Source organism: Kitasatospora sp. MAP12-44, from assembly GCF_029892095.1.
In the GTDB taxonomy this organism is placed as follows: domain Bacteria; phylum Actinomycetota; class Actinomycetes; order Streptomycetales; family Streptomycetaceae; genus Kitasatospora.
The window spans coordinates 8,470,811-8,496,995 of record NZ_JARZAE010000004.1; the positions used below are offsets into that span (position 1 = coordinate 8,470,811).

The following is a 26,185-nucleotide window of genomic DNA, read 5'->3' on the forward strand; positions in this document are numbered from 1 at the left end:
ACGCATGAATGATTTTCTGGGACGACTCGTCGACCGGGCCGGGATCAGGCCCCGAGTCGGGAGCGGCCCTGCCCGCGCGGGGCGGGCTGCCAGGTGCGCAGCCGCAGACTGTTCGCCACCACCAGCAGCGAACTCGCCGACATGGCGAGCGCGGCGATCATCGGATTGAGCAGCCCGGCCGCCGCCAGTGGGATCAGCACCGCGTTGTAGCCGAACGCCCATACCAGGTTCGCGCGGATGGTGGCCAGGGTGCGCCGGGCCAGGCGGACCGCGACGACCAGCGACTCGATGTCGCCCCGCACCAGCGTCAGCCCGGCTGCCCCGATCGCGGCGTCCGTGCCCGAGCCGAGCGCGATCCCGAGGTCGGCCGAGGCCAGCGCGACCGCGTCGTTCACCCCGTCGCCCACCACGGCGACACTGCGTCCCGCCGCGCGCAGCTCCGCCACCAGTTCGGCCTTGCGCTCGGGTGAGGCGCCCGCGTGGACCTCGCTGATGCCCAGCTCCTGGGCCACCGACCGGGCAGCTCCCGGCTGGTCCCCGGTTGCCAGCACGGTCTCCAGGCCCATGCCGCGCAGCCGGTGCACGGCGCGGTAGCTGCCGGGCCGCAGGCTGTCCCCGACCGCGAGGACCGCGGCCGCGCGCCCGTCCAGCTCGACCAGCACCGCCGTCTGCCCGGCCGCCTCGGCGCGCGCCAGCGCGTCACGCAACTCCTGGGGCATGACGACGCTGTCGGGCCGCACCACCCGCACCCGCGTGCCCTCCACCGTCCCCTGGACACCGAGACCGGTAGTCGCCCTGAACTCCGTCACCGCGGGCAGCGGCTGCCCCGCCACAGCGGTCAGCGCCCGACCGACCGGGTGCTCGGAGCGGTGCTCCACCGCGCCGACCAGCCGCAGCACCTCGTCGATCTCGAACCCCGTCGCCGGCGTCGCGGAAGCCAGCTTCATCTGTCCGCTCGTCAGGGTTCCGGTCTTGTCGAGGACCACGGTGTCGATCCTGCGCAGGCTCTCCAGCACCTCCGGCCCCTGCACCAGGACGCCCAGCTCCGCACCCCTGCCAGTAGCGGCGAGCAGCGCGGTCGGCGTCGCCAGGCCGAGCGCGCAGGGGCAGGCGACGACCAGCACCGCGACCGCAGCCGTCAGAGCCCGCGACGAGCCGGCCCCGGTGCCCAGCCAGAAGCCGAGCACGCAGACCGCGATACCCAGCACGACGGGGACGAACACCCCGGCCACCGTGTCGGCAAGCCGCTGCGCGCGGGCCTTTCCGGCCTGGGCGTCCGTCACCAGGGCGGTGATGCGGGCCAGCTGGGTGTCGGCGCCGACGGCCGTGGCCCGCACCAGCAGCGATCCCCCGACGTTGAGCGTCGCCCCGATCACCCGGTCACCAGGGCCCGCCTCCACCGGCACGCTCTCGCCGGTCAGCAGGCTCACGTCGAGCGCCGAACTGCCCTCGACCACCACGCCGTCGGTGGCGACCTTCTCGCCCGGCCGGACCACGAACTCCTGGCCCGGCAGCAGCTGCCCGATCGGGACCAGCCGCTCGGCACCGTCCTCGCGCAGGCAGACCTCCTTCGCGCCCAGTTCGGCCAGCGCCCGCAGCGCCGAGCCGGTGCGCACCCGCACCCGCCCTTCCAGGAACCGGCCGCACAGCACGAACAACGGCACCCCCACCGCTGCCTCCAGGTACACGTGCGCGCCGCCATCCGCCCCGGCGGTCAGCGAGAACGGCATCCGCATCCCCAGCGCACCGGCTCCGCCGAACAGCAGCGCGTACGCGGACCAGCCGAAGGAGGCAAGGACGCCGAGGCTGACCAGGGTGTCCATGGTCGCGGTGGCATGCCGAAGACCACGCCAGGCCCGTTCGTGGAAGGTGGCCGAGCCGATCGTCACCACATAGGCCGCCAGCGCGAAGCAGGCCCACTGCCAGCCGCGCATCTGCAGCGCGGGCACCATCGACACCGCGATCACCGGCACGGCGAACAGCGCGACCAGGCACAACCGCAGTCGCTCGTCCGCGTCTTCCGGACCCGCGGGCGGCAGCGCCCGTTCGGCGACCGGCTCGGCGGTGAACCCGCCGCTCTCCACCGCCCCGACCAGCTCGGCCACCGGGACGCCGACCGGGTGCAGCACCCGGGCCCGGCCGGTGGCCAGGTTGACTCCGGCGCTGACGCCGTCGAGGCGGGCCAGCTTCTTCTCCACCCGCGAGACACAGGCCGCGCAGGTCATCCCGCCCACCGCGAGATCGGTCGTCACCAGTCGCTGAGCGACGTCGGCCGTGGTGGAACCCGAGGCGTGCACGCTCATCGCGACACCGCCTCAGCCGTGAGCGGGCGCAGCCCGGCCATCATTCCTCCGGACATGTCGTTGCCCATCGGCCCGTGGCCGGGCCCCTTCGGGCCGGGGGCGGGCGGCCCCACCAGACGGCCGGCGGCGTGCGAGGCGCCGAACAGCAGGGCGAGCAGCAGGGCGAAGCCGAGCAGGATCCGGCCCGGCCGCGCCGCAGCACGTGCTCCAGGCACAGGTGTGATCATCGAACTCATCGTTGTCTCCAGGTCATGGTCCTCCGGCGCCGCGCGAGGGTGCGCCGGCGGACGGTTCGAGATATCTCGGAAAAGGGCAGCCGTCAGGCCGCCAGCGTCGGCGGGGGCTCCCCCTGCCGAGCCGCCCGGCCGCGCCCCGCGTCCACGCCCGAACCCGGGCACCAGCCGTCCTCGGACTCCGCCGAGTGCAGCAGCGCGACGAGCTGGTCCCGGGCCCGGGCGACACGCGAGCGCACCGTGCCCACCGGGCATCCGGCAACAGCCGCGGCCTCCGCGTAGCTCAGCCCGACCACCTGGGTCAGCACGAAAGCCTCCCGTCGCTGCGCCGGTACGAACGTCAGCAGGTCGGCCAGCACCACCTGGTCCTCGAACCCCACAGCCGAACACGGCTGGAGTTCCGCGGCCTCCTCCCAGTGGTCCAGGGCGGCGCAGCGCGGCCGGACCGCCGCACTGCGGTAGCGGTCCACCACCGTGCGCCGGGCTATCGAGAGCAGCCAGGTGCGCGCCGAGGACCGGGCGGCGAAGGCGGGCAGACCGGTCAGCGCCCGTAGGAAGGTCTCCTGGGTCAGGTCGTCGGCCGACTCGACGTCTGTGAGATGCGCGACGAAGCGCCACACATCCCGCTGGGTGGCCCGGACGAACGCCTCGACGTCCTCCGCGCGGCCCTGACCGGCAGCCAGGGCCAGAGCGGTCAGCCGTTCGTCATCCACGGGCCACCTCCGGCCTGCGGGCTCCGGCAGGAGCGGAGGTCTCCACCCCCGCCGTCCGCAGGTGGGGGAGCATGGGCTCATGACCTGTGCCGACTACCGCGCCGCGATGTCCGCCCACCTCGACGGCGAACTCGCGGACGGACCCGACCAGGGCCCGCAGTGGTCCTCGCACCTCGTGCGGTGCGCCGACTGCGCCGCCTGGCTGGCCGGTGCCCGGCGCGCGCAGGAGATGGCGTCGGCCGCTCGGAGTCCTTCCCCGCAGCGGTCGGAGCGGATCGTCGCCGCTGTGCTCGCCGCGCTGAGCGGCGACGAGCGAGTGGGGAACGGCGTTGTCTCTGTTGCTCATGAAGGGTCCTGAAGGCAGGAACGAGGACGGCACCGCACGAGCGGCACCGTCGAGCAGTCGATGGCTCACCGCACCAGCCGTCCACGACGCGGCCAGGCCGCATCGCGGCGCTGCCCGCGAGATCAGGCACGTCGTGGCAGGACAAATCGGCGCGCCGACCGGGGTCGGGCGCTCGGTTCACGGTGGTGTGGCGGCTGGACCCCGCGACGCAGCCGGCCGCAGCGGCCGGTCGCGAAGGGGTGACCGTGCCCACGGGCACACCGAACTGTGCTGTCTCACCGCGCCGAGAGGCGCAGCTGACGCAGAGTTGTGGTGTGTGGCGGGCGCTTCAGACGGCCGGGGCAGGGCAGGGCGGCCCGCGCCGCAGCAGCGCATGCGAGAGCACCGCCAGCCGGGGAAGCCGGGTGTGACAGGGCCTCGGGCGCGCCGGTGCCGCCGGTTCACACCCGCGCGGGGCGAGGACGAGCAGCGCCAGAACCGGCAGGAGCGCCCCGGCCAGTGTGCGCAGGACCTCGAACAGACCGACGATCGCGGCCTCGCCCCGCCAGAGCAGCAGTGCGCACGCGAGAGCTGCCAGGAGGTGGGCGCTCAGCATGCCCGCGGACAGGCCGTCCACCAGCGGTGCCGAGCCCATGCCGACCATGCTGTGCGCGGTGCCAGTGCCCTGCAGGTCGGCCATGGCGGCCATGCCGTGCATCGGAGCCATGCCACCCGACCCCGTCACCGACAGCGTGTCAGGATCCAGGCCGGCCGTCCTGGCCAGCCCCTCCGGGCTCATCCCGGCCAGGTTCGCGCCACCGGGTGAGCACAGCAGCAGGTTCACCCAGTCGGGTGCCCCTCGGACCGCCTGACCGGCCCCGGGGCCCACCGAAGCGGTGGCCTCGAACAGCACGTGCAGCGCGGCCTGGACGGCCACCATCCATACGCTTATCGCCGCGGGCCCGCGCCGACTCCCGGCCAGCAGCCAGGTACCGCCCGCCGTCCCGGCAAATGCTCCCAGCAGTACGGACCCCGGCAGCATGGCCTCGGACATGCTGACGTGCGCGGTGGCGGCCAACGCCACGCACAGGGTGGCGAAGACCACGGCGCGGAGCATCCGAATCTGCCGGGTCGTCACAGTGCCCACCATCCTCGCACCCGCCCTCTGCAGCTGTCCGACCACCTCCCGGATTCACCACCCGTTCGGTCGGGCGACTGGAGGTCCTGGCACGACAACCCCGTACTGTTCCCCTCCCAGGCCCCGGCAGCGCGGCCGCGGCGGCGTCGAGCGATCGAGCAAATGGCGGTCACGCGGGCTGCGCTGGGCCGGCCCGCGCACCTTGGTGATCGCCGACCACGAGGGGCGGGTGGCGGCGTGGCCGCAGCCGGACGGCCTGGCCCGGTGACGACGCGACCCGGCGGACGGCCCTGCACGCTCGTCCTCTGCTCAGGTACACCGCCGCAGCCGTCGCCGCGGCCGCCGTCCTGCGCCGACGGCTGGGCGCGGCGACTGACGGGCCGCCGACGCTGCAGGCGCTGACCTCCGAGCAACTCGCGGCCACCCTTCAAGCCCTCGCCGCCCCCTCACGGCTGCTGATCCTCGCCCGCCTGCGCCAAGGCGCCTGCCCGTCGACCGAAGTGGCCACGGCCGTCGGCATGGAGCAGTCCGCCTGCTCCCACCAACTGCGCCTGCTGTGCACCCTCGGCCTGGTCGCTCGCCAGCGCCAGGGCCGCACCTTCGTCTACGACCACCACGTCGCCGCCCTCCTCGACCAGGCATTCGCCCATGTCGAGCACCTGCGACTGACCTGACCGGCATGAGAGGATAACGCGCCGGGAAATCCCGAGGGCCGGGCGCGGGAACGGTGAGAATTATTGTCAGTGCGTCGTCGGGGACGCGTTCCGATGTCCGTGTCCACGCATTCGCCGAGCTCGTCCCGACTCCTCCCTCTCGGTGCTCGGGCCTGGGCAAACGTCCTCACATACGTCCATCAAATGACATATACATGGCGTTGGGTCAGGGCAATCCTGAGAAATCCCCTGCTTTTGGTCAGCGTTGGATGGAGATTGAGACGGGCGCCCTTCGGGTCCGGCAGTATCGGCTCCCATGAGACGCAAGAAAAGCACTACAGGGGGCGGCGGTATGTTCCGCTCCCTGCCGTTGGTCGGGCTGGCCGTCGCGACCGTCGTGATCGGCCTGGCCACCATTACCCCGGCCTCGGCCGCGACCTCCCGGGTAGACCTGAACGTGCTGGTGGTCACCGACGGCAACCCGTGGGACGAGGCGATCCAGGCCCAGTTGGCCTCCGAGGGCGTCCCGACCACCGTGGTCGACCTCACCAGCGCCAACCGCGCCACCATCACCGGCGCGTTCCTGGCCGACACGCTGCCCGACGGCACGCCGCACGGCCACTTCGAGGGCGTCGTGCTGCCGAGCGACGCACCGTCACAGCTCTCCGCGGCGGAACTGGCCTCCCTGGCAAGCTACGAAGTGGCGTACCACGTACGGCAGGTCGACTCATACGTGTGGCCCGGCGCCAACCTCGGGCTGAACACCGCGCAGTGGGCCGGGTCGCTGGACGGGACCACCGCCACCGCGACCGCCTCCGCCACGGCCGACGCCTTCCGCTACCTCAACGGGCCGGTGGCCTTCGAGGGGACCGCCGGCGGCAGCGGCTCGTACGGCTACCTGCCCACGCCGATGGCCGACAACCCGGCCACCGGCTCGCACTTCGAGCCCTTCCTCACCGAGACGGTGCCCGGCACCTCGACACAGGGCGTCCTCGCGGGGGTCTACACCAGCGGCGGGCGCGAGCAGCTGGAGCTCAACTTCGCCTACAACTACTACCAGCAGCAGTTCCACCTGCTGGCTCACGGAATCGTGGACTGGGTGACCCGGGGTGTCCACCTGGGCTACTGGCGCAACTTCTTCTCCGCCCACATCGACGACCTGTTCAATGCCAACTCCCAGTGGAGCCAGAGCGGCAAGTGCACCCCGGGCGAGGGCGACTGTGCCGCAGGGGTGCCGGCCACCACGCCGATCCGGATGACCCCGGCCGACGTGGCCAACGCCGTCACCTGGGAGCAGCAGAACAACTACCAGCTGGACTTCCTGTTCAACGGCGGTCCCAGCGTGGACTACCAGAACGCACAGGGTGTCGACCCGCTGACCACCGCGCTGCTGGCGAACAAGAACAGCTTCTGGTGGCTCAACCACACCTACGACCACACCTTCCTGGGCTGCGTGCAGGACTTCTCGGTGATCCCGTGGAAGTGCCAGACCGACGCCTCCGGCAACGTCCTCTACGACAGCCAGGCCGACATCAGCTCCCAGATCGCCCAGAACATCCAGTTCGGTGAGGCCAACGGACTGCCGTTCCGGCCGAACGAGCTGGTGGCGGGTGAGCACTCGGGCACCGTGATGCTGCCGCAGCAGCCGGCCGACAACCCCAACTTCCTGGCGGCGCTGACCCAGAACAACATCCAGTGGCTCGGCGTCGACGCCTCGCGCGAGAGCGGCCAGCGTCAGATTGGCTCGGCGCTGGGCACCCCGCGCCACCCGATCAACGTGTTCTACAACGTGTCCACCCAGGCCGACGAGGTGAGTGAGTACAACTGGCTCTACGGGTCCAAGGCGAGTGGTGGCAGCGGGAACTGCGAGATCAACCCGGCGACCACCACGTGCATCGCGCCGCTGGACCTGAACACCGGGTGGTCCAGCTACGTCCTGCCGCTGCAGACCCAGATCACGCTCGGGTACGTGCTGTCCAACGACCCGCGCCCGTTCTTCATGCACCAGTCGAACCTGACCAACGACCGGCTGGCGCTGCAGACCCTGAGCAGCATCCTGTCCACCTACCGCACCTGGTTCACGGCCGACACCCCGGCGGTCGACCAGACCCTCACCGACAGCGGGACCGTCCTGAAGAACCAGACTGCCTGGCAGCAGACCCAGACCGCCGGTACGGTCAGCGCCTACGTGCAGGGCGGCGTGGTGACCGTGCAGGGTCCGGCCGGCACCAGCGTCCCGGTCACCGTGCCCGCCGGCACCATCGTGAGCGGTGCGGGCAGCTTCGGCACGGCGTACGCCGGTGAGCAGTCCGACTTCACCACGATCGGCGCCACCGCGACCAGTCTGACCCTGCCCAGCGGCGGGTTCGGCGTGGTGAGCGACTCGACCCCGGTCCTGGGGGCGGAGCTCGCGGGCTACTCCAAGGGCTCGCCGCACAAGGTGCGCCATGACGGGAACGCCGTGACGATCACGGACCCGTTCGGCACCCACGTCCTGCCGAAACTCGCCGGCCAGCCGGAGGAGCAGCTGCACGTCGGTGAGGCGGTCCACCACCACACCAGCGCCGCCCCGCCGGCGAAGAAGTAACCCCGCTCCCGAACGCCGACTGGCACCTCTGACATGGCGATCCGTCAGAGGTGCCAGCTGCGCGCCGCCAGTTGGGCCGCCCACATCCTGGCGTAGCGGCCCTCGGGAGCGGCCAGCAGGTCGGCGTGGGTGCCGCGCTGGACGATCCGGCCGCCGTCGACCACGAGGATCTGGTCCGCCCCGACCACGGTGGAGAGCCGGTGGGCGATGACGACCACGGTTCGGCCGGCGACCAGACGCTCGATGGCCTGCTGCACCACCACCTCCGACTCGGTGTCCAGGGCGGCGGTCGGCTCGTCGAGGAGGACGACGGGGGCGTCCTTGAGGATGGCCCGGGCGATCGAGATCCGCTGGCGCTCGCCACCGGAGAGCGAGGAGCCGATCTCGCCGACGCGGGTCTGGTAGCGCTGCGGCAGCCGGTCGACGAACTCGTGCACGTTGGCGGCGCGGGCGGCGACCTCGATCTCGGCGTCGGTGGCGTCGGGGCGGGCGAGGGCGATGTTGGCGCGGATGGTGTCGTCGAAGAGGTAGACGTCCTGGAAGACGACGGCGATGTGCCGCAGTAGGTCGTCCGGTTCCAGGCAGCTGACGCCGACGCGGCGGTGTGGTCGCGGCTCATCAGCGACATGCAGACCATCGCGATCGGCACGACCACCAGCACGGCCAGCAGCAGCCGCCACTGCACCACGCTCAACGCCACCAGCGCGGTGAGCGGTTGGGCGATGGCCGAGCCGACGAACGGGAGCGCGTCGGCGAGCACGTTGTGCAGCGCCTTGACGTCGTCCTGCATGACCTTCTTGATCCGGCCCGAGCCCAGCCGCTGCACCTCGCCCAGCGGCATCGGGGCGAGCTGTGCGGCCAACGCCCGGCGCAGCACCGCCTCCAGTCGGTAACTCGTCCCGTGCGCCGAGCGATCGGCCCACCAGCGCGCGCCGAATCCGGTCAGCAGGCTCAGCAGCGCACCGCCGGCCCACCGCGCGACCACGGAGCCTGACGGATGGCCGGTGAAGAGCTCGCCCACCGCGACCTGACCGGTGGTGATGCCAAGGAAGTACGTGGGGCGGAGTTCCCGGGCCTGGCTCTCCCCAACTCCGGGAATGAACTCATCTCATGACACTTCCGTACGGGAGGCCTGGCGGTGTCGGCCGGATCACCGGTTCACTGCGAAGACAGGACACACCCGCTGGCGCGGTTGCTGTAGAGCGGCTGCATTGCGAAGTTCCAGGGTCCCAGGGCGACGAGGCTGTCGTGGTTCCAGGCGCACAGGTCGCCGATCTCCTCGCGGTTCGAGTCCACCCAGCCGCTGGTGGGCTGGGGGTCGGTGATCGTCTCGGCGTACTCGTGGCCGGCGACGATGCTGAAGGCGTCCATCGGGCTCTGGACGGAGTTGGCGCCGCACATGGAGCCGTCGTCCAGGAGGAAGGGCAGGTTGGTGTAGCCGACGTGGCCGTTCCAGCTGTGCCAGGCGCACCACCCCTGCTTGGGGAAGAAGTCGGGGTGGGTGCCGCTCGGACTCACCACGATGATGTTGACGTTGGTACCGGAGACGCCGAACCGCTGCGCCGCGTTCTGTGCCTCGGCCGCGATGTCGGCCTGCTGGGCCCAGACCGGGACGGGGTTGCTGGTGTCGACCATGGCACCGGCGAGCACTGAGCCATTGAAGGTCGGCGCGTTGCCGTGGCCGTCGGTGTACTGGCTGGTGATGGTGGACCAGGTGTCGTTGGACGACCCGAGACCGGTGAAGAGGGCCTGCAGGTAGCCCTCGGTGGCGTTCTCAGTGGGGTTGTTGGTGTACCACTGGCTGCCCCAGAAATCCAGGTAGACCTTGGGTGCGCTCGCCATCGGTCCCGAGCGGTACTGGAGTCCGGTGGTAGGCGAGTCGGGCGGGTAGACGGCGGTGGCGCCGGACTGAAGCGGTTCGGCGAGCGGTGCGCTCTGCTGACCGCGCATCGGGACGATGCCGGTGCGCGGGTTGAGTTGCACCTGGATGTCCTTGCCGCCCAGGTGCACGGTGACGGAGCGGCCGTCAGCCGGCTGCGCGGCGGCCACCGCGAGTCGCTCTCCGCGACTGTAATTGCACATGTGACATATTGATAGCATTATCGCTGAACTTTTGTCTGTTGCTGATTGATTCTGTTCGCTTGGTGACTGTCGCAGCGTCGCGGACTGGCGGTGTGGTAATCCGCAGCGGCCGGCCCCCAGGGACGATCTGTACGATCATCGGTTCTGTCGCAGATCTGGGGCCCTGCCACCGGAAAGTGATCTCGCATCACCACTACGGCCCTGCCCGCCCGCCGGGTTCACTCCAGCCGGGAGTCGGCCGGCTGCGTTCTCGACTACCGGCAGGCGTCTCTGACGCTCACTCAGAGCATTGACGGCACTCTGGCTTGCCGCGCTGGCCACCGTCCTTTGCCTGGGGGGGCTACGAGGCGAGTTTGGCGGCGATCAGCTTCTTGGCGCTTTCGGGTTGGGCGTTCATCGTGAGCGCGTCCCAGTCGAGTCCGAGCGCGGCGATGGTCTTGCGTGCCTCTTGCGTGCGGACGGGGTCGGCGTCCTGCTCGCCTTCGGCCATCCGGTAGAGCGCTCCGGCGTACTCCTTGCGCTTGCCCGGGCCGGCCTTCTTCCAGAAAGCGAGGGTCTTGCCGAGTCGGGCGAGAGGGGATCGGGTCGGTTTCCCGCTCGCGTCGTGCTCGGCCAACTGCTCCCAGCGCTTGGCGAAGTACTTCCACGCCTGGTACGTGGCCAGGCTCAGCCCCACCGCGGCGCCCGCGCCGGCGAGCGCCCAGCCGACCGGGGTGGCCAGGAGCGTGCTCGCACCTGCGCTCGCTCCGGCGGCGACGGCGATCGAGGCGACCAGGGCGGCGACGGATCCTGACGTCCCCAGGGCCCCGCCCGTGGCCGCGATGATCTTCTTGATCCGGCCGCGCTCGTTCTTGCGCGTCGCATACGCCTGGATCATGCGAAGGGAGAGCGGTTCGGGAGCATCAGGCCGATGCCGGGTGACTTCCTGCGCGGCCTCGGTGAGTGCACGGTGCATCGCGTCCGCTGCGTCCTGGCGTTCCTTGTGCCCTGCCAGTGCCTCCTGGAGGCCGTGGTCGGCCTCATGGAGCTTGCGCTCCAGCTCATGGACCTCCAGCAGCGCCTGCTTCAGGGTGTCCAGGTCCGTTCCCATCGGCCGGTCCGCGGGGGAGCGGCCGATCTCCTGGAGGCGGGCCTGATAGACGGCGCTCTTGGCCGTGTGCAACTCCTTGAGCGCATCGACGAGTTCGCGGCAGTCGGCGACCTCCTGGTCGGCTGCCTCCAGCGCCTTCTTCGGATTTTCCGTCTCCGCGGTCATGAGCTTGCGCAGTGCCTCGACCCGGTCCTGCGCCTTGGCGGCCTTGCGGGCGTACCGTGCCGTCTGGAGCATCGACGCCGGCAGTGTCACCGCTGCGCCCGCCGAGAGGACAGCGTTGTACACGGCGGGGGCCTGCCCGGCGAAGTTCAACGCTCCGCCTGCCCCGTTGAGCATGTTGCCCACCAGGCCGGAGGCGCTCTGGCCGACCTCGGCGCGGGCGCTGTCGAGGTCGCGGGAGGCGTCCCGGTGTGTTGAGTCGCCGGGTGTGGCGGCGTCCTTGTCGTGTTGGGCGCGGCGTATGGCTGCGATGCCGGTGACGAGGCCGGCGCCTGCGGCGATTGCGGAGGAGAAGGGAGCGGCCATGCCGCCGGCGTAGGAGGCGGGGGTGCTGACTGTGGGGTCGGTGAACTGCGATCCGATGGTCGTGGCGGTCGTCGTGCCGACGTTCTGCGCGATCGTGTCGAGGGTGTTCTTGGCTCGGCCTGTGGTCACCTCGATGTCCTCGGTCTCCCGCTGGACAGGGGCGGACGGCGACCGGAGCATGGCCACGACGGCGGCGTTGCCCACGGTGCGCTGCAGCGCCAGCATGTCGCCCGGGGACAGCCGGTGGGCGGCCCTGCCGGGCGCTGATGATGTGGCCGTCCGGCGCGTTGTGGAGGCCTTGGCCGACTGGCCGGGGGCTTCCTTGCGCTCGGCGTGTTCCTGCACGGGCTCTCCTTGTGAGGTGCCGTACATCCGACGGCTCGACGCTCCGATCCTTCACCTCGTCATATGCTCCGGAACAGAGCGGAGTGCGGAATTCGGCGTCAAGGAGTTGTCAATCCGGCCAGCGGGAGGCTGTGATGCGGGCGTCGGTTCGCTGGCGAGAGAAACCGGGCGTTCACCCTCGCCGACTCCCGTCACCCTGACCACACGGTCCAGGCCCGGGCATTGCGCCGCTACCCGCGCTGGCGCAACGCCGACGCCCACCACCGCGACGCTTTGGGCGTCCCGGCCAGGGTGTCGCGGTGGTGGGGTGGTTCAGGTGCAGTGCAGGGCGGTGGTCTGCCAGGTGGAGGCGTCGACCATGGTGGTGGGGGCGAACGTTTCGGCGGGGAAGTCCTTGCCAGTGGTGAGTTTGTCGTACATGGTCTGGACGGCCAGGGCGCCGACGTCGGCGCCGTTGATGAACAGGGCGGCTCTCATGGCGGTGGGCCGGCCCGCGCGCCAGTCCTGGCAGGCGAGGTAGGCGCCCAGGCCGACGCCGATGATGTCCTTGGGCTGCACGCCGGCGTTGTCGAGGGCGGCCGTGGCGCCCTGCACGTTCTCGTCGTTGCAGCCCCAGACGATCCAGTGCTTGATGCCGTGGGTCACCGCGATCCTTGCCGCGACGGCGCTCTGCGCGCCGGTGGTGGTGTTGTCGGTGGCGACGTCGACGGAGAGCACCCGGTCGGTGGCCGCGAGGAAGGCCTCGTCGGCGGCGTCCACCCGCTGGCGGCAGACGTTGACGTCGGGCTGCCAGGCGGCGACGATCTGGGTGTCGGCCGCGCTCCAGCCGGAGTTCGCGAACTCCTGGGCGGCCCGTTGGCCGACCTGGGTGCCCAGTTGCTCGCTGCTGAAGCCGACGCGGGGGAGCAGGTTCTGGTGTGCGCACACGCTGGGGTCGGGCAGGTCGGTGCAGATCTGGTCGTCCGAGGTCAGGAGGGCGACCTTGGCGTCCTTGGCGATCTTCGCCACCTGGGGGCCGACGGCCGGGTCGGGCACCACGACGATCAACCCGTTGGTTCGTTGGGCGATGGCCTGCTTCTCGGCGCTGAGGGCTTTGCCCTGGTCGTTGCCGAGGTCGACCATGGTCAGGTCGATTCCCAGTTGCTGGGCCCGTGCCTTGGCGCCGGCGGCCTCGTCGAGGAAGTACTGCTGGTCGCCTTGCTTCTGCAGGTAGGTCAGCGATATCGGTCCCGTTATCCGGGTGTCCTGGTGGGTGGAGCAGGCGGCGACGCCGAAGAGGACGAGCGTGGCGGCGAGCACTCTCAGGGAGTGCGGCTGCGGGTTGTTCATCAGGGGGGTTCCTTGGTCGACACTGCTGGGCGGACGGTCGAGGGTGCTGCCTGGGGCCGACTGGCGTGGGGCGGGGGCGGGGACGGCTGCGGAGCCTGCCCAGGGGGTGGGGAGCCGTTTGGGCCGGCGGAGGGGAAGGCAGGGGTAGCACGCCGGGAAGGAACCACCAGATCTCAACACATGGCCACAAGATTGAACATATGACATCGGCTGGACGCTCTAACGTCAAGGGTTTGGCGTCACGGATCTGGTGTGGACCGGCGTCAGCCGGCGTGAGCAGAGCGCCTGGCCGCGCAGCCGACCGGGTCCGTCCCTGTGATCGGGGCGCTGGCGGTGCGAGCGACCTTCGCCGAGGTCCTGGTGTGCGGGGTGGCGGCGGGGCAGGCTAGTTTGCTCGGATGAGTCTTCTTGATGATGTGGCCGAGCGTGATGGCTGGCGGTGCTGGGTGTGCGACGAGTCGGTCGACCCCGACGAGTCGGTGAACGACCCGCGGGGGCCCAGCGTCGACAGCCGGACCGCTGACCGCAAGGCCAAGGTCGCCGAGCGGCTTGCGCACCGCGGGTGCAACTCCCGCAAGGGCGCGGTCAAGGTGGTCATTGCCTGGCCGGACCGCCTGTACGTGGCCGAACCCGCGCCGCTGATCACCGTGGCCGGGAGGCTGGAGCGCAAGGGGGGCCGCGAGATGGTGGGCCGTTGTCCGACCAGGAAGGACGCCCAGGAGGCGGCGGATTGGCTGGTGGAGCGGTTCTCCCGGCTGGTACCGGGGCTGGCGGTGACCGCCGACGTCGAGGCGGGCGGCGGCCAGTTCCTCGTCATCCTGGCCACCGGCCGCCGCTGACCGGGGATCACCGGCGCACACTCGCCTCCAGCTGAAAAGTCGGCCCACATCGACCCGTCCCGCCGCCCGGCCTGTCCCGGCCCGGCCTGTCCCGGCACGAGCTGCGCCGTGCACGCGTGGCGGTCGAAGGGCGTACCGCAGTTGGCCACGCCGGCCGCCCCGTCCGTGACCGGCCGCCTCATCCGTGACTGGCGGTCAGCCGGCTGTTCGCTGGATCCGGTCGAGGGGCGGCAGGCAGGTGGGCATCTCGTCGGTGACCCAGGCGTACTCCAGGGCTGACAGGGTCGTGCCGCCCTCGGCCCAGAGGAGCAGTTCGCCGATGTACTGGCCGCTGTGGTCGTAGACGCCTGCGCCGGTCGGCAGGAGCGTGGAGGGCGCGGCGGGATGCTGTTCCGGTCCGAGCACCCGAAGATCGACGCTCACCGACCCGGTTCCCCAGGTGGCCACCACCTGGGTGTGGTCCAGTTGGCCGCGCAGCTGCGGGGCGCCGGCGAAGTCGGCTTCCAGGAGGTGCTCCAGCACGGCTCTCTCGGCGGCGTTCAGGGGGCGAGGTTCGATGGGCACGGCAGACATGGGTCCATCCTCGTGGCTGGCTGCCGTTCGTGCTGTCCACCCCCGTGCGGCGACAGAGGCCCAGGCCCGGTGGTTCCTGACGGATCGAAGGCATGTGCCTTCGTGGTCCGGACGCGTTGAATCGGGTGTCGGCGGCGGTTGAACCGTGGTTTCACCCGGCGCCGAGATCGGGCGCGATTGCCGGCAACGCGCCGGTCGGGTCCTGGCTGTGGACGCAACCGGGGCCGGGGCGCGCGATGTCCGTGGAAGGAATCGTTTCACACAGACACCCATCGCCCGCCGCCCGGGCGCGGCCCACCGCTGTATAGCGGGTGCGAGGACTCCCGCAGCAGACTGGCGGTGCTGGCGTCCTGCCCCGCACCGGACCGCAGCGGCAGGTGCGGCGCATTTAACGGGCGTGTACGGGCTATTGATCGCCGAGTACGACGTTGGTGGCCAGTTCGGGACGCCGTCCCGGGTGACCACCTTCTGGAGGCTATTCATGTCCATCGTCCGCACAGTTGCCGCGGCGGCCGTCGCCGCCGTTTCCCTTGCCGGTGTCGCCACCGGTACCGCCCAGGCCGACGGGCTCGGTTCCGCGGCGGGCGCGAGCCCTTCCGTCAGCAACTACGCGTACCAGGACAGTAGCCTCGACGTGCAGGCAAACGGCCAGGCCAACGGCACTCGCGTGGGTACCTACGGCACCAACTTCAGCGGATCCCAGAGCGTCAGCTGGTACGGCTTCGACGGTGGCACCTTCGCCATCCTGCCGGGTACGTCCGGCAAGGTCCTGGACCTGGACGTCGCGAGCGGCGCGGTGCAGATCTGGGACGCCGGTGCGGGGACCGACTTCAACGCCGCCGACGGCGGTGCCCTGCCCGCCAACCAGCGGTGGCACACGTACTACAGCAACAACGGCTGGAGTGTGCTGCAGAACGTCGCGACCGGGCAGTGCCTGAAGTCCAACGGTCCGGGCGCCTACCTGTCGGTCGCCGCCTGCAACCCCAACGACTTCTCCCAGGTGTGGCGCTTCTGAGGAGAGAGCGTACGAGGGTTCCCCACCCGGACCCGCGACGGGGGCTGTGCGCCGGATGCCGCCAGGTCGACGCCGGCCGGCGGGCGCGGGAAGCCGCTGAAGGTGGGCGGGCCGTCGCCGGGACCGTGGCCGGCTGACCGGACCCGAGATCAGCCGCGCCGCCCCGCTCGGGGCGGCTGATCTGCGTTCGATTGCCGTTTCATCCGATCGCGAGTCGAGGGTGATATGTCGCCGGCACGGTAGGACCGGGGCCGTGAACGTCGGGGGGAAGAACAGCCGCTTTGGACGGTGCGTTCGGTGAACGCCGGTTGAACGGTGGTCTACATCAGTTGGCTGTTGGGGGCTCTGTAGCGGATGAGGAAGTTGACGTAGGCGTTGGTCGGGCGGGTCTCGGAGTCGCCGCCGCCGTTGACGGTGTGGGTGTGAGCTCCCGCGTTGTCGGTGTTCGTGCTGTCGGCGGTCCAGATGGACCGGGCGCTGCCGATCTCGGCGGTGGACGAGCTGGCGGTAGGGACACCGGTGAGCGTGTGGGAGTGGGCGCCGGTCCAGTTCAGCGAGAACGGCGTGACCGTGGGCAGGGCGGCGGCGTGGCCCTGCGTGGAACCCACCCGGGAGCCGGCGACTCCTCCTGGGTTCGCCGCGGTGCGGCTGTTCGCGTCGGGGTCGCGCCCGGTGCCGTCGTCGACGCCGCGCTGCAGGTGTCCGCGGTAGTCGGGCAGGTTGAAGGTGGTCGTGCCGTTGCCGCCGTGCAGCGTGCCGATGACCGCGAACAGGTCCGGGTAGGTGGAGGGGTCCAGCCCCGACCCGTCGCAGTACAACCAGTCCTGTTGTTCCAGCGCGCCCACGTCGAGCAGGGCGCCGTAGGGCAGGATCGCGCCGACCACCAGGTCGCCCAGCGGTACGACCGGCTTGGTGAACTCCGGATCCGTCATTGTTCACTCCTCAGGAGGTCATGCCGTAGTAGATCAGGTAGTTGAGGTAGATGTTGATCGGGCAGGTGTCGGCGTCCCCACCGCCCGCGGTGGTGGAGTGCGAATGGTCCGCGACGCTGTCGCTGTCGGCGCTCTCGCTGTTCCACCTGGCGTAGTGCGACGCCGAGACGTAGGAGTGCGAGCTCGCGGTCGGCAGGTTGTCGATCGAATGCGTGTGGCCGCCCTGGCTGTCGGTACCGAATGCCTCTGCGGTCGGCCTGGCCGTGGCCCGGCCTTGGACCGAGCCGACCTGGTCGCCAACGGCACCGCCCTGGTTGGCCGCGGTGCGGGTGCTGGAGTCCGGGTCGTTCCCGGTGCCGTCGTCGACGCCTCGGTGGAACTGCCCGCGATGGTCAGGGAGGTTGAACGTACTCGTGCCGTCTCCGCCGCCGTGCTGGCTGCCGATCACGCTGAAGAGGTCGGCGTAGGTGGAGCGGGAGACAGCGGAGCCGTCGCAGAACAGCCAACCCGCCGGTGCCGGGGAGTTTCCGGAGATGATCCCGCCGTAGCCGATGACGGAGCCGACCAGGACGCCGTTGACCGGGATCACCTGGGAGGGGAGGTTCTTCTGCGTGGTGGTCATCGTCGTCCTCATCCGTCGAACTTGATCAGGAAGTACACGTACTTGTTGATGGGGCGGGTTTCCGCGTCCCCGCCGGTCACGGTGTGCGTGTGGTTGCCGTCGCTGGAGCTGGTCGCGCTGGCGCTCGGCCAGACCGCGTAGTGGCTGCCGGCGGTCGCCAGCCCCTCCTGGTCCGTCGGCAGGTGCTCCACGTTGTGCTGGTGGCCGCCTTGGCTGTCCGTGGTGTACACGCTGGTGGGCTGTGCGGTGCAGTAGTCCTGCGCGGAGCCGGGATTGTTCCCGGCGAGCCCGCCCTGGTTCGACGGGGTCCGGGAGTTGGCGTACGGGTCCCGTCCGCCCCCGAGGTCGACTCCTCGGGTGAACCGGCCGCGCAGGTCGGGCAGATTGAACGTGCCCGGTCCCGCACCGTAGTTGCCGCCGATGACGGAGTACAGCGTCTGGTACTGCGACTGCTGCAGTTGGGACCCGTCGCAGTAGAGCCAGCCCTGGCCCTGCAGCCAGACCGGGTCCAACTGGCCGGCGAAGGCCACGATGGTGCCGACAGGGATGGGTGATGGGGCGTCTGTTGTCATTGTTGCTCCTCGTTACTCCTCAGGGGAACGTTGTCGTTCATTCCACGCCTAGATTTACCCGTTGACCGATCGTTCGCATCCAGAGCTTCAATGAAGAGGGTGTGGCTGTCCAAATCGGCGGATAGAGGCCGGCCTCCCGCAGGACGCTCCGGGCATACGTGGTGCAGTTGTTGGTGAGGAAGGAGAAGTTCCCCACGTCGGGCAATGCGAGCTGCCCCTCGGCGAATCCTCTTGCTCTTGCAGCGTTGGCGGTAGGTACGTCGACCGAGGTCCAGGTCGCGTCCGGATGCACCGGGACGGTCGGCCAGTCAGGACTTTCCCCGTAGATCTCCGCACGCTTCGTCGGGCGCACCAGATGAGTGATGTGAAGGTCCTCGCCCGCCGGCTTCGCACCTACCAGCACGTGCATCTTGTACTCCGGCTCCACTCTCGGGAACTTGCGGTACACGAAGGTGTGCATCTGCCCACGATCCGCCTCTGCCGTATTGCCGACGGCCTTCAGGGTCCGACTCGTGCGCAGCATGGGCCCCCGGCCGAGTACGCCGCCCACGAGACCGCCCGCGAGACCGCCGAGCGCCCCCCACCCTGCTCCGGCGCCCGCGCCCGCCATGAAGCCACCGGAGTTGGGGTGGTAGGCGTTGAGCGAGCCGTTGGTGACGAAGCCGTCGAGCGCGCCCATGCCGATCCCGATGACCGTCTCTACGCCGAATGCAGTCGCCGTGCCCGCGCCGACCGCGACGAACCCCAGTCCCGCCGACATCGCACCGAAAGCTGCGCCGAGCCCGACCATGATGCCCCACTCCGCCACGTCGAACGTGGACGTGGAGGCGTCGGCCTTGCCGAACCCGTATCCGGCGCTGGCGAGTCCCGCACCGATGGCCAGGCCGCCCACCACCGCCCCCGCGACCATCCACCCGAGCGCCAGACCGCCCGTCGCGATGGTCAGCGCGATGCCGGCGGCCGCGGCCAGCAGGCCGCCCACCACGGCTCCGAACGCCGCCCAGGACCAGGCGAACCCACCCGTGGGGTCGAAGGTGTTGACCGGGTCCGCGCCCGCGTACAGGTACGGGCTCGCGTACTGACCAGCCGGGTCGGTGCTCAGAAACCGACCGGTGCTCGGGTCGTAGATCCGCAGCGGGAACAGGTACAGGCCGGTGACGGGATCGCGTTCGGCACCAGTGAACAGGTACGGGTACGTGGTCGAGGCGCCGAGGTCCAGCGGGGTGCCCAGGAACCCGCCGTACGGCAGGTAGTTGAACGCGCCGACCAGCAGCCCGCAGCCGTCGTAGAGCGCCCGGGTGGAGCCGAGCCTGCCGCGCAGCACGTAGGCGGTGCCCTCGGGCGACCAGATGGCGAGGGTGCCGCCGGGCCCTGGGACCAGGTAGCCGCGGTGGCGCTCGCCGGAGGCATCGGTGCGGTGCAGCGCCAGGGGTCCCGCGTCGCCGGGAACGTAGAGCCGCTGCCCGTCGGGGCCGGCGCGGTACACCATGGTGCCCGCGGCGTCGCGCTCGAGGCGCAACTCGCCCGCCGGGCTGGACAGTCCGGCAGGCAGTCGGCTGATCCGTTGGTAGCGCAGGTCGCACACGCCCAGCGATGGCGCGTCGGTGGTGTCCCCGTCACGGTCGTAGTCGAACGCGCCGCTCTCGACGCCGTCCTCGACTGCGCGAAGCCGGTTGGTGCCGTCCTGGTAGCTCAGCCGCTGCGCCAGCTCGCCGATGGTGCGGGCCGTGAGGTTGCCGTTGGCGTCGTAGTCCAGCCCGCTGACACCGAACTGCGCGCCGGCGCTGTTCAGGGCCTCCGCGAGTCGGCCCAGGGCGTCGTAGCCGTACCGGTAGTCGAAGTCGGGGACGAACCCGTCCTGCCGCACTCCGGTGAAGCCGGTGGTGACGCGGGCCGCGCGGCCGTCGTGGTAGCCGGCGCCGCCCCGGCCGCCGGTGGTGTAGTCGGTGGTTTCGGTGAAGTACCGGTCCGTCACCGAAGCCAACCAGCCCGGCGGGGTGTAGCGGTAACTGCGGGTCAGCTCGGCCACTGTGCCCGGCGCCAGCACCTCTGTGGCCAAGGCACCGTCAGGCCGGTAGGCGAAGCGCCCCAGTTCGGTGCTCCGCCCGCCGTGGTCGCCGGTGACGGTGACCAGGTCGTTGAAGTCGTCGGTGCGCAGGCCGGCGGTGAACGCCTCGGGCCCCAGGAGGGCGTCGTAGGTGATGTCGGTGACCGCCCCGGTGGCGTCGTAGGCGAAGGCGACCGTGTGCGGCGCGCCGTTGGCGTAGGCGGCCACGCTGACGGTGCGGGAGGTCACCAGGCCCAGCTCGTTGTAGGCGTAGGTGGTGACGGTGGCAGGCTCCTCGCCGTCGCAGGGACCGGACCAGGACTGCCACAGCCTGCCGTAGAGGCGCGGGTCGCTGCCGTCGCCGTCGTACCGGTGGCGGGTGAGCCAGGTGCCCGAAGCGGGCAGCCAGGCCGGGTCGTCGGCGTGCGCCTGGAGTCGGACGCGGTCCCAGGCTGCGTCGCAGGTGCCCTCCTCGGTGAGCCGGCCCAGGCTGTCGTACCGGCGGTAGCACAGGTAGCCCTCGGCGGCGGCCTGCGGGAGTTGGCTGAACCTGCGCCGACCCAGGGTGTCGTAGACGTACTCGGCGCTGCCGTTGAGGTCGGGGCCGGTGGCGGTGAGCGGGTTGCCGAGGAAGTCGTAGCTGGTCAGCTCGACGAAGCGTTCCCGGTCGCTGACCCGGGTGTCGAACAGGTTCGGCTGCTCGCGGCGCACCACGTTGCCGTAGGCGTCGTGGAAGTTGCGGGCGAGTGCGAAGGTGCCCGGGGCGCCGGCCAGGTCGCCCTGTGCCGTGGCAAGGGTCCGGCCGAGCCGGTCGGTCCAGGTGCGCGCCGTGAGACCGTCGGGGCCGATGGTCACGGTCACCGGGAAGGTGCCGGCCGGCAGGTCGGGCAGCAGCGGTTCGTAACTGTTGACGCGGTACTCGGTGCGGGTGGTGTGCCGCTGCCCGGCCGGCTTGGCGGTGTCGACGGCGAAGGCCTTGCCCGGTCGGCCCGCCTCGACCGGGCGGCCCAGCGGGGAGCGCTCGAAGACAGTGCGGGTGAACGGGTAGCCCTCGTCCTCCCGGTAGGCGCGGGTCAGCTCGCAGTTGCCCATCGCGCCGGTCGCCGGGTCCAACTCGGTGACCAGGGCGGGCCGGTAGCCGACCGGCTCGCCGTCGACCTCGACGCTCTTGGTCGCCACCGCCGCCCGGCCGGCGTGATCGTAGCAGGTGGCGCAGACCCGGATCCGGGTGTCCGCGATGCGCTGCAGCTGGTACGGGCGGCCGCAGTTGTCGGTCCAGGAGACGGCTACCACCGGATCCGTGCCGAGCGCGATCCAGCGCAGCGCCAGGTCCCCCTCGCAGGCCAGCTCGACCGGCCCGGCGAAGCCTGTGGGGTCCAGGTGCTGGAGCACCAACTGGCCGTCGACGTACCAGAGCACGCGGTGCGGCCAGGTGGCCAGCAGCAGGTCGGTGCCCACCGGTCCGGCGGCCGAGACGACCGCGCTGCCGTCCGGTCGGTGCAGCGACCAGGCGCCCTCGCTCCAGTGCACCGACCAGCCCCCGCCGAAGGTCAGCCGCAGCGGCCCGGCCACGGGGACGTCACCGGCCAGGCCGAAGCGCAGCAGCCAGCCGCTGTCCGGTGTTTGGCGGAGAGTCAGTTTCCCGGTGCCGGTGGACGCGTGGCGCAGCAGGCCGGGGCTCTGGTGCCAGCAGGCGCTGGGCTGCCACTGGGCCTGCCACTGCTTGCCCTGCCGGAAGTCGGTGAAACTGCCCTGCCCGCGCAGCGCGACCAGCAGCGAGCCGTTGGGGCGGGCCGCATCGAAGCCGCCGGGGGCGGTGCGCCAGAGCTGGTCAGCGGACATCGACAGCGGTGATCCGTCCGGGCCGATCTCCACGACCGGACGCTTGAGCAGGTCGTAGGCGATGCGGCGGCAGTCGCCGAGGATGTCCACGGTAGCGCGCTGCTCCTGTCCGTCCGGCGAGTACACCGAGGCGCGCAGGCTCGCCTGGACCGGCGCGAAAGCCAGGTCGTCGACCAGCAGGTAGTGGTGGTCCTGCCGACTGGTGACGGTGAGGGTCAGCGACTGGAGCGCGCCCACCCCGAGCGCCCGCGGGTCGATCAGCTGGTGCAGCCACTGCCACTGGTCGTCGGTGGCGGGGATGGCGGTCACGATCTCGGCCGTGCCGCCCTGCTCGCCGCGGACCGTGATCCGCCACGCCGCGAGCTCCGGGTCGCTGACGAAGCCCGGCTCGGTGCAGACCCAGCAGGAGAGTTGGTAGGGCAGGTCGCCACGGGCCGGCGTGAGCTCGTTGGTGAGGCCGATCGCGGTGTCCGGGTCGCCGGGGACGGCAAGGCGCCGCGAACCGCAGTGCGCGGCGCCCTCGGTGATGTAGAGCGCCGGGTCCAGGCCCGCCGGGGTGAGGGTCCATCCGCCGGCGTCCTCGTACTCCTCGAAGCCGTAGTAGCACGCCTCGTCGGCCTGTGGATCGGCGCCCGCGGCGGTCGCGACCGCGAACCGGCGTTCGCGGTCGTAGATGACGGCGGCGAGGTGGCCGCCCTCGTCCAGCGCGGCGAGCGGCTGGGCCCGGGCGGTGACGGCGAGCACCTGACGGGCCGCCAGCCAGTGTGGGCCGGGGTCGGCGTCGGCTGCCCAGCCCGTGAACTCCGGTGTGCCGGTGCCCAGCCACTGGAACCCGCGGTGGGCCGCCCACGGGCCCCAGGCGTTCGAGTAGGTGGTGACCGTGCTGGCGGTGACCACGGCGGCCGTCAGATCCTCGGAGGTCGCCTGGCTCACCGGCACCAGGCAGTTGAGGTCGGCGAGTTGCCGGTACACCTCCCAGGCGTAGGTGGTGCGACGGCTGAGCCGCCGGGTGACGCCGCTGTCATCGACGTTCTCGGTGAGCTCCAGGCAGGGCTGTCCCTTGGCGTTGTACTCGTACTCGGTGGCCGTGCGCAGCCACCCGTACACGGTGACGTCCGTGCCGTCGGCGACGAGCTGGTAGTGCGCGCCGGCGGCGTCGGTCAGTGTCCACCGCCGGCCGGGCCGGTCGACCTCGACCGTGACGGGGTCCAGCAGTGGCAGCCCGGCGGCGGCGAACCGGTTCCGCAGTGCGCTCGGCAGCGCCTGGCCGTCCAGCTCCGCGACCCCGACCGGCCCGGTGGACATCAACTTCCCTGCGGTGGCGTCCGTCTGGCGCCGCGTCCTGGTGTAGGCACCGGCGATGCGCCGGCCGCTGTCGCCGCCGGTGTACGTGTACGGGTAGCTGAGGCTCTCGGTGACCTGTCGGCCGTCGGCGTCGTAGGCGCGGCTGCGGAACAGCTGTCCGTTGAGCTGGCTGAAGTAGGTGCGGGCATTGGTGTAAGCGTCGGAGGGCGGGTAGACCACGCCGGGAACGGACGGGCTCAGGCCGTTGAAGAAGACCCGTTCGACCCAGCCGTCCCCACCGTCGCCGGGCGTCGCCCGGACGGTCACGAACTGGGTCACCAGACCGTACGGGTCGTAGGTGGCGGTGGCCGCGTCGTAGCGCAGGGTGGTGCGCTGGGTCTGGTAGCCGCTGTCGCTGCGCGCCTCGACGACCGGGTGGGCGACCAAACGGGTGGCGACCGCACCGCCTACCACGCGGTAGAGGGCCAGGTGGGTGGCCTTGTCGAACTCCGGGCCCTGGTAGGTGAGGAACGCGCCGGGTCCGGTGAGGATCTGGCCGGGCTGGGCGTCCGGCACCACCACCCGCTCCCCGGCGAGCGTCGCGCTCTCCAGCACCCGGCCGTCGGCGAGCGTCAGTACGTGCGTCGAACCGTCGCCGTCCTGGTACGCGAGGTACGTCGGCGCCGCGTTGACCAGGGTGGTGAGGTCCGCGCTCGCGGGGAGGGTGCATGCCTTGGTCCACTTCCCGTCGGCGGTACGCCGCAGCAGGTCGCGGCCGACCGTGCGGTATCCCGGGGCGAGCGTCGGCAGGCCGCTGGTGGTCCCGCTGAAGCGAGTGCTCGGGCGCCAGGCATTGCGGTAGGGGTCGTACTCGTAGAGTTCGCTGGTCCACTCGTTCTCGGACTTCACGGTTGTGACGTAAGCGCTGTCGGCGGCGTAGCTGTAGCTGTAGAGCGATCCGGTGACCGGTTTCACCCCGGCGACCGACTGCCAGTGCGCGCCGTCGAAGCGGTACAGGTGCTGACCGTTGGCGACCGTCGACCCGTTCACCACCACGTACCCGACCGGGTTGCGCACGTCCAGCGGCTGCGCCCCGTCGGCCTTCACCGGCGTGCCGAACCCGTAGGTCGTGGACCAGGTGAGCAGCCGGGTGGCGTACTTCACCGACTTCGACGGCTCGTCGATCGCGGTGACGAAGCCCAGCGCGGCGAAGGACGCTCCGGTGGCGAGCATGTGCTCGCGGCGGGTCGCCGTCCAGTCGATGTCCACGACCTCGCTCAGGGACCCCCCGCGCTGCCAGTTCCGCCCGGGATCGGCGTAGAACAGCTCGGTTCTCAGCGTCCGGGTGGTGGCGGCGTAGGTGGCGGCGACAAGGAAGTTCACGCCGCTGGAGAGCACGACCTCGGCAACACCGGCCAACCCGAAGGCGTGCTCCATCCAGCGCGAGCCGACGGGGTCCCAGCTGATGACCTTGAGTTGTCCGGCGGCGGCATCGGCGACCGCGAGGAATCCCGATCCGACGCTCACCGCCGGGTCGCTCATCGACGCGCCGAGGCTGACCTGATACGGCGTCCGGTCCCACTCGCCGAAGCGGAACCGGTCGGCTCGCACCACGTTGACCCGGTACTGCTTGCTACGCGCGTCGCGGTACCAGATCGCGAAGAACCCCTCACCGGTCAGCACCCGCACAGTCCCCGGGACCGCCAGCCAGTTGCGCGTGTCGCTCTGACTGGACCAACTGCCGTTCCAGGAGTACACATCGGTCCTGACCTGGCCCGTGCCGGAGTTCTCCCAGGTGACCACGGTGTACGTCGGGCCTTGCCAGACCCGCGGCGTCCACCCCGCGCCCGGGCTGGTGACGGGCACCCGCAGGGCGGTGTTGGGAAGCGGGACAGCCTCGTAGGTGTATTGCGAGCAGCCGCCCTGCGGGGTGAGGACGCTCTTCAGCGCGCCCGGGAGCGCTGCTGCGCCACCGTGGTAGTCGAACTCCGCCCCCGGGAGTGACGTGCCGCCCGCAACCTCCTGGCGAATCCCGACGAGGTAGCGTTTGGTGTACGCATCGTCGCGCGGAGAACGGGAGACATTGCGCAACTCGTAGTCCAGCCTGGTGGTCAGCGTCAGGGCGCCGTCGCGGCCCCGAACCTCGATCCGGTCCAGGTAGCGGTCTTCGAGGCGGTACTGGTAGGCGTTGCGGCCACCGACCGGGGGCACTTGCGGTGGCGGGGCCTCGAACGGCTCCTTCGGCAGGTACGAGAAGTCGACGCTCTGGCCGAAGACATCGACGATCCGGCGCAGTCGGCAGGAGCGGGTGTACCGCGCGCCTTCGCTCACGCCGATCGCGGCCTCGTCGGTGTCGTACGCGAAGGACATCGTGTCGCCGGCCATCGAGCGAACCTCGTCCAGGTTCCAGGCGACCGGGAAGCTCGCCCCGTTGGCCGCCGTGGTGGGGCCGATCCAGTTGCCCCAGCGCACGCCCCACTGCACGGCACCGCGCCCGTAGGTGTAGGTGGCGCCGTCCTCGCGCACGATCTGCCAGTACTGGCGCTCGGCGTCGGGGTAGTAGCGGATGTCCCAGAACTGGTAGTCACGCAGTTGGAAGACCTGCGCCCCCTCGGATGCGCCGACCCGTACCAGCTGCCTCGGGGCGCCGCCGGTCACCAGGTAGAACACGTCGTCCAGGTTGGTGCCGCTGTCCTGGTGCTCAGCGGTGATCCGGTCGAACGGCAACGACCAACCCAGGCCCAGGAGATCGGTGGGTTCGGTGAGGTTCCAACGCTGCGCCGCACGGTGCACGCCGCTGCTGTAGAACGCGGCCACGTTGACATCGAGTCCGTTGCGCCCGCTCAGCGACACCAGGTTGATCGGGAGGTTCACCTCACCGCGGAACATGTTCACCGCGTTGGCGACGGCGTCGCCGAGGAAGACCTGCGACGCCCGCACCCCGGGTGCGGCCGCCTGCTGCCCTGTGCTTGCCATAGCTACTCCCGTCGGGCGGGCATCGGACGCCACCGCAGCCGGAACTGGAATCTCGCGAAGATACCGCCGAGCCATCAGTAGGGCAGATAGGGCGTTTGATGGCAAAGTTTCCCCCAGCGTGTCCCCCGAGATAGGCGGTCGCCGTCACGAGAAGTCG

The 26,185-nt window shown here is 70.8% G+C and carries 18 protein-coding genes and 1 pseudogene; 6 read left to right on the plus strand and 13 right to left on the minus strand.

Features of this window, described 5'->3' with window-relative positions; translation table 11 throughout:
• Positions 1-44: 44 nt before the first annotated feature.
• The 3 genes from P3T34_RS38060 to P3T34_RS38070 all read right to left on the minus strand — a co-directional run bounded on the left by P3T34_RS38060 (position 45) and on the right by P3T34_RS38070 (position 3,249).
• The gene (locus P3T34_RS38060; RefSeq protein ID WP_280671155.1) at positions 45-2,303 is read right to left on the minus strand and encodes a heavy metal translocating P-type ATPase; all 2,259 of its coding nucleotides are present in this window, start codon (positions 2,301-2,303) and stop codon (positions 45-47) included.
• Positions 2,300-2,530 (minus strand): hypothetical protein, encoded by a 231-nt coding sequence (locus P3T34_RS38065; RefSeq protein ID WP_280671157.1) that lies wholly within the window; start codon positions 2,528-2,530, stop codon positions 2,300-2,302. The genes P3T34_RS38060 and P3T34_RS38065 overlap by 4 nt, the downstream gene beginning before the upstream one ends.
• A 92-nt stretch (positions 2,531-2,622) precedes the next feature.
• Positions 2,623-3,249 carry a sigma-70 family RNA polymerase sigma factor gene (locus P3T34_RS38070; protein WP_280671159.1) on the minus strand — a complete coding sequence of 209 codons (627 nt, stop codon included), beginning with the start codon at positions 3,247-3,249 and terminating at the stop codon, positions 2,623-2,625.
• A 79-nt stretch (positions 3,250-3,328) separates the two neighbouring features.
• Here P3T34_RS38070 and P3T34_RS38075 point away from each other — a divergent pair, with 79 nt between their 5' ends.
• Positions 3,329-3,607, plus strand: coding sequence for a hypothetical protein (locus P3T34_RS38075; RefSeq protein ID WP_280671161.1), 279 nt, complete (start codon positions 3,329-3,331; stop codon positions 3,605-3,607).
• Between the two features lie 316 nt (positions 3,608-3,923).
• Here the strand turns inward: P3T34_RS38075 and P3T34_RS38080 are convergent, their stop codons facing one another.
• On the minus strand, positions 3,924-4,712 hold the full coding sequence (locus P3T34_RS38080) for a hypothetical protein (protein ID WP_280671163.1): 789 nt from the start codon (positions 4,710-4,712) through the stop codon (positions 3,924-3,926).
• A 359-nt stretch (positions 4,713-5,071) separates the two neighbouring features.
• On the opposite strand from P3T34_RS38080, the gene P3T34_RS38085 reads away from it, so the two are divergent.
• Both P3T34_RS38085 and P3T34_RS38090 read left to right on the plus strand, forming a co-directional pair.
• Positions 5,072-5,386, plus strand: a complete 315-nt coding sequence (locus tag P3T34_RS38085) for a metalloregulator ArsR/SmtB family transcription factor (RefSeq protein WP_280672650.1) — start codon at positions 5,072-5,074, stop codon at positions 5,384-5,386.
• Positions 5,387-5,717: 331 nt separating this feature from the next.
• On the plus strand, positions 5,718-7,952 hold the full coding sequence (locus tag P3T34_RS38090; protein ID WP_280671165.1) for a hypothetical protein: 2,235 nt from the start codon (positions 5,718-5,720) through the stop codon (positions 7,950-7,952).
• A gap of 44 nt (positions 7,953-7,996) precedes the next feature.
• Here P3T34_RS38090 and P3T34_RS38095 read toward each other — a convergent pair whose 3' ends face one another.
• The 3 genes from P3T34_RS38095 to P3T34_RS38105 form a co-directional block, all read right to left on the minus strand.
• A complete protein-coding gene (locus P3T34_RS38095) occupies positions 7,997-8,632 on the minus strand; it encodes an ATP-binding cassette domain-containing protein (protein ID WP_348534736.1) in 636 nt (211 codons plus the stop codon).
• A 478-nt stretch (positions 8,633-9,110) separates the two neighbouring features.
• The gene (locus tag P3T34_RS38100) at positions 9,111-10,034 is read right to left on the minus strand and encodes a hypothetical protein (protein ID WP_280671167.1); all 924 of its coding nucleotides are present in this window, start codon (positions 10,032-10,034) and stop codon (positions 9,111-9,113) included.
• A 340-nt stretch (positions 10,035-10,374) separates the two neighbouring features.
• Positions 10,375-11,997 (minus strand): hypothetical protein, encoded by a 1,623-nt coding sequence (locus P3T34_RS38105; protein WP_280671169.1) that lies wholly within the window; start codon positions 11,995-11,997, stop codon positions 10,375-10,377.
• Between the two features lie 165 nt (positions 11,998-12,162).
• Between P3T34_RS38105 and P3T34_RS38110 the strand changes: the two are divergent.
• Positions 12,163-12,273: pseudogene (locus P3T34_RS38110) on the plus strand (IS630 family transposase); the annotation flags it as partial.
• Between the two features lie 36 nt (positions 12,274-12,309).
• On the opposite strand, the gene P3T34_RS38115 reads toward P3T34_RS38110, so the two are convergent.
• Entirely contained in the window at positions 12,310-13,326 is a 1,017-nt protein-coding gene (locus P3T34_RS38115; RefSeq protein WP_280671171.1) for a substrate-binding domain-containing protein, read from the minus strand.
• A 398-nt stretch (positions 13,327-13,724) separates the two neighbouring features.
• On the opposite strand from P3T34_RS38115, the gene P3T34_RS38120 reads away from it, so the two are divergent.
• On the plus strand, positions 13,725-14,165 hold the full coding sequence (locus P3T34_RS38120) for a hypothetical protein (RefSeq protein ID WP_280671173.1): 441 nt from the start codon (positions 13,725-13,727) through the stop codon (positions 14,163-14,165).
• Between the two features lie 195 nt (positions 14,166-14,360).
• Here the strand turns inward: P3T34_RS38120 and P3T34_RS38125 are convergent, their stop codons facing one another.
• Positions 14,361-14,738, minus strand: coding sequence for a hypothetical protein (locus P3T34_RS38125; RefSeq protein ID WP_280671174.1), 378 nt, complete (start codon positions 14,736-14,738; stop codon positions 14,361-14,363).
• A 481-nt stretch (positions 14,739-15,219) separates the two neighbouring features.
• On the opposite strand from P3T34_RS38125, the gene P3T34_RS38130 reads away from it, so the two are divergent.
• Positions 15,220-15,753, plus strand: a complete 534-nt coding sequence (locus P3T34_RS38130; RefSeq protein ID WP_280671176.1) for a hypothetical protein — start codon at positions 15,220-15,222, stop codon at positions 15,751-15,753.
• A gap of 320 nt (positions 15,754-16,073) precedes the next feature.
• Here P3T34_RS38130 and P3T34_RS38135 read toward each other — a convergent pair whose 3' ends face one another.
• The 4 genes from P3T34_RS38135 to P3T34_RS38150 are packed head-to-tail and all read right to left on the minus strand — an operon-like array spanning position 16,074 to position 26,028.
• Entirely contained in the window at positions 16,074-16,685 is a 612-nt protein-coding gene (locus P3T34_RS38135) for a phage tail protein (protein ID WP_280671178.1), read from the minus strand.
• A 10-nt stretch (positions 16,686-16,695) separates the two neighbouring features.
• Positions 16,696-17,307, minus strand: coding sequence for a phage tail protein (locus tag P3T34_RS38140; RefSeq protein WP_280671180.1), 612 nt, complete (start codon positions 17,305-17,307; stop codon positions 16,696-16,698).
• 8 nt (positions 17,308-17,315) lie between these two features.
• Entirely contained in the window at positions 17,316-17,879 is a 564-nt protein-coding gene (locus P3T34_RS38145; protein ID WP_280671182.1) for a phage tail protein, read from the minus strand.
• A gap of 37 nt (positions 17,880-17,916) precedes the next feature.
• Positions 17,917-26,028 carry an RHS repeat-associated core domain-containing protein gene (locus P3T34_RS38150; protein ID WP_280671183.1) on the minus strand — a complete coding sequence of 2,704 codons (8,112 nt, stop codon included), beginning with the start codon at positions 26,026-26,028 and terminating at the stop codon, positions 17,917-17,919.
• Between the last annotated feature and the right edge of the window lie 157 nt (positions 26,029-26,185).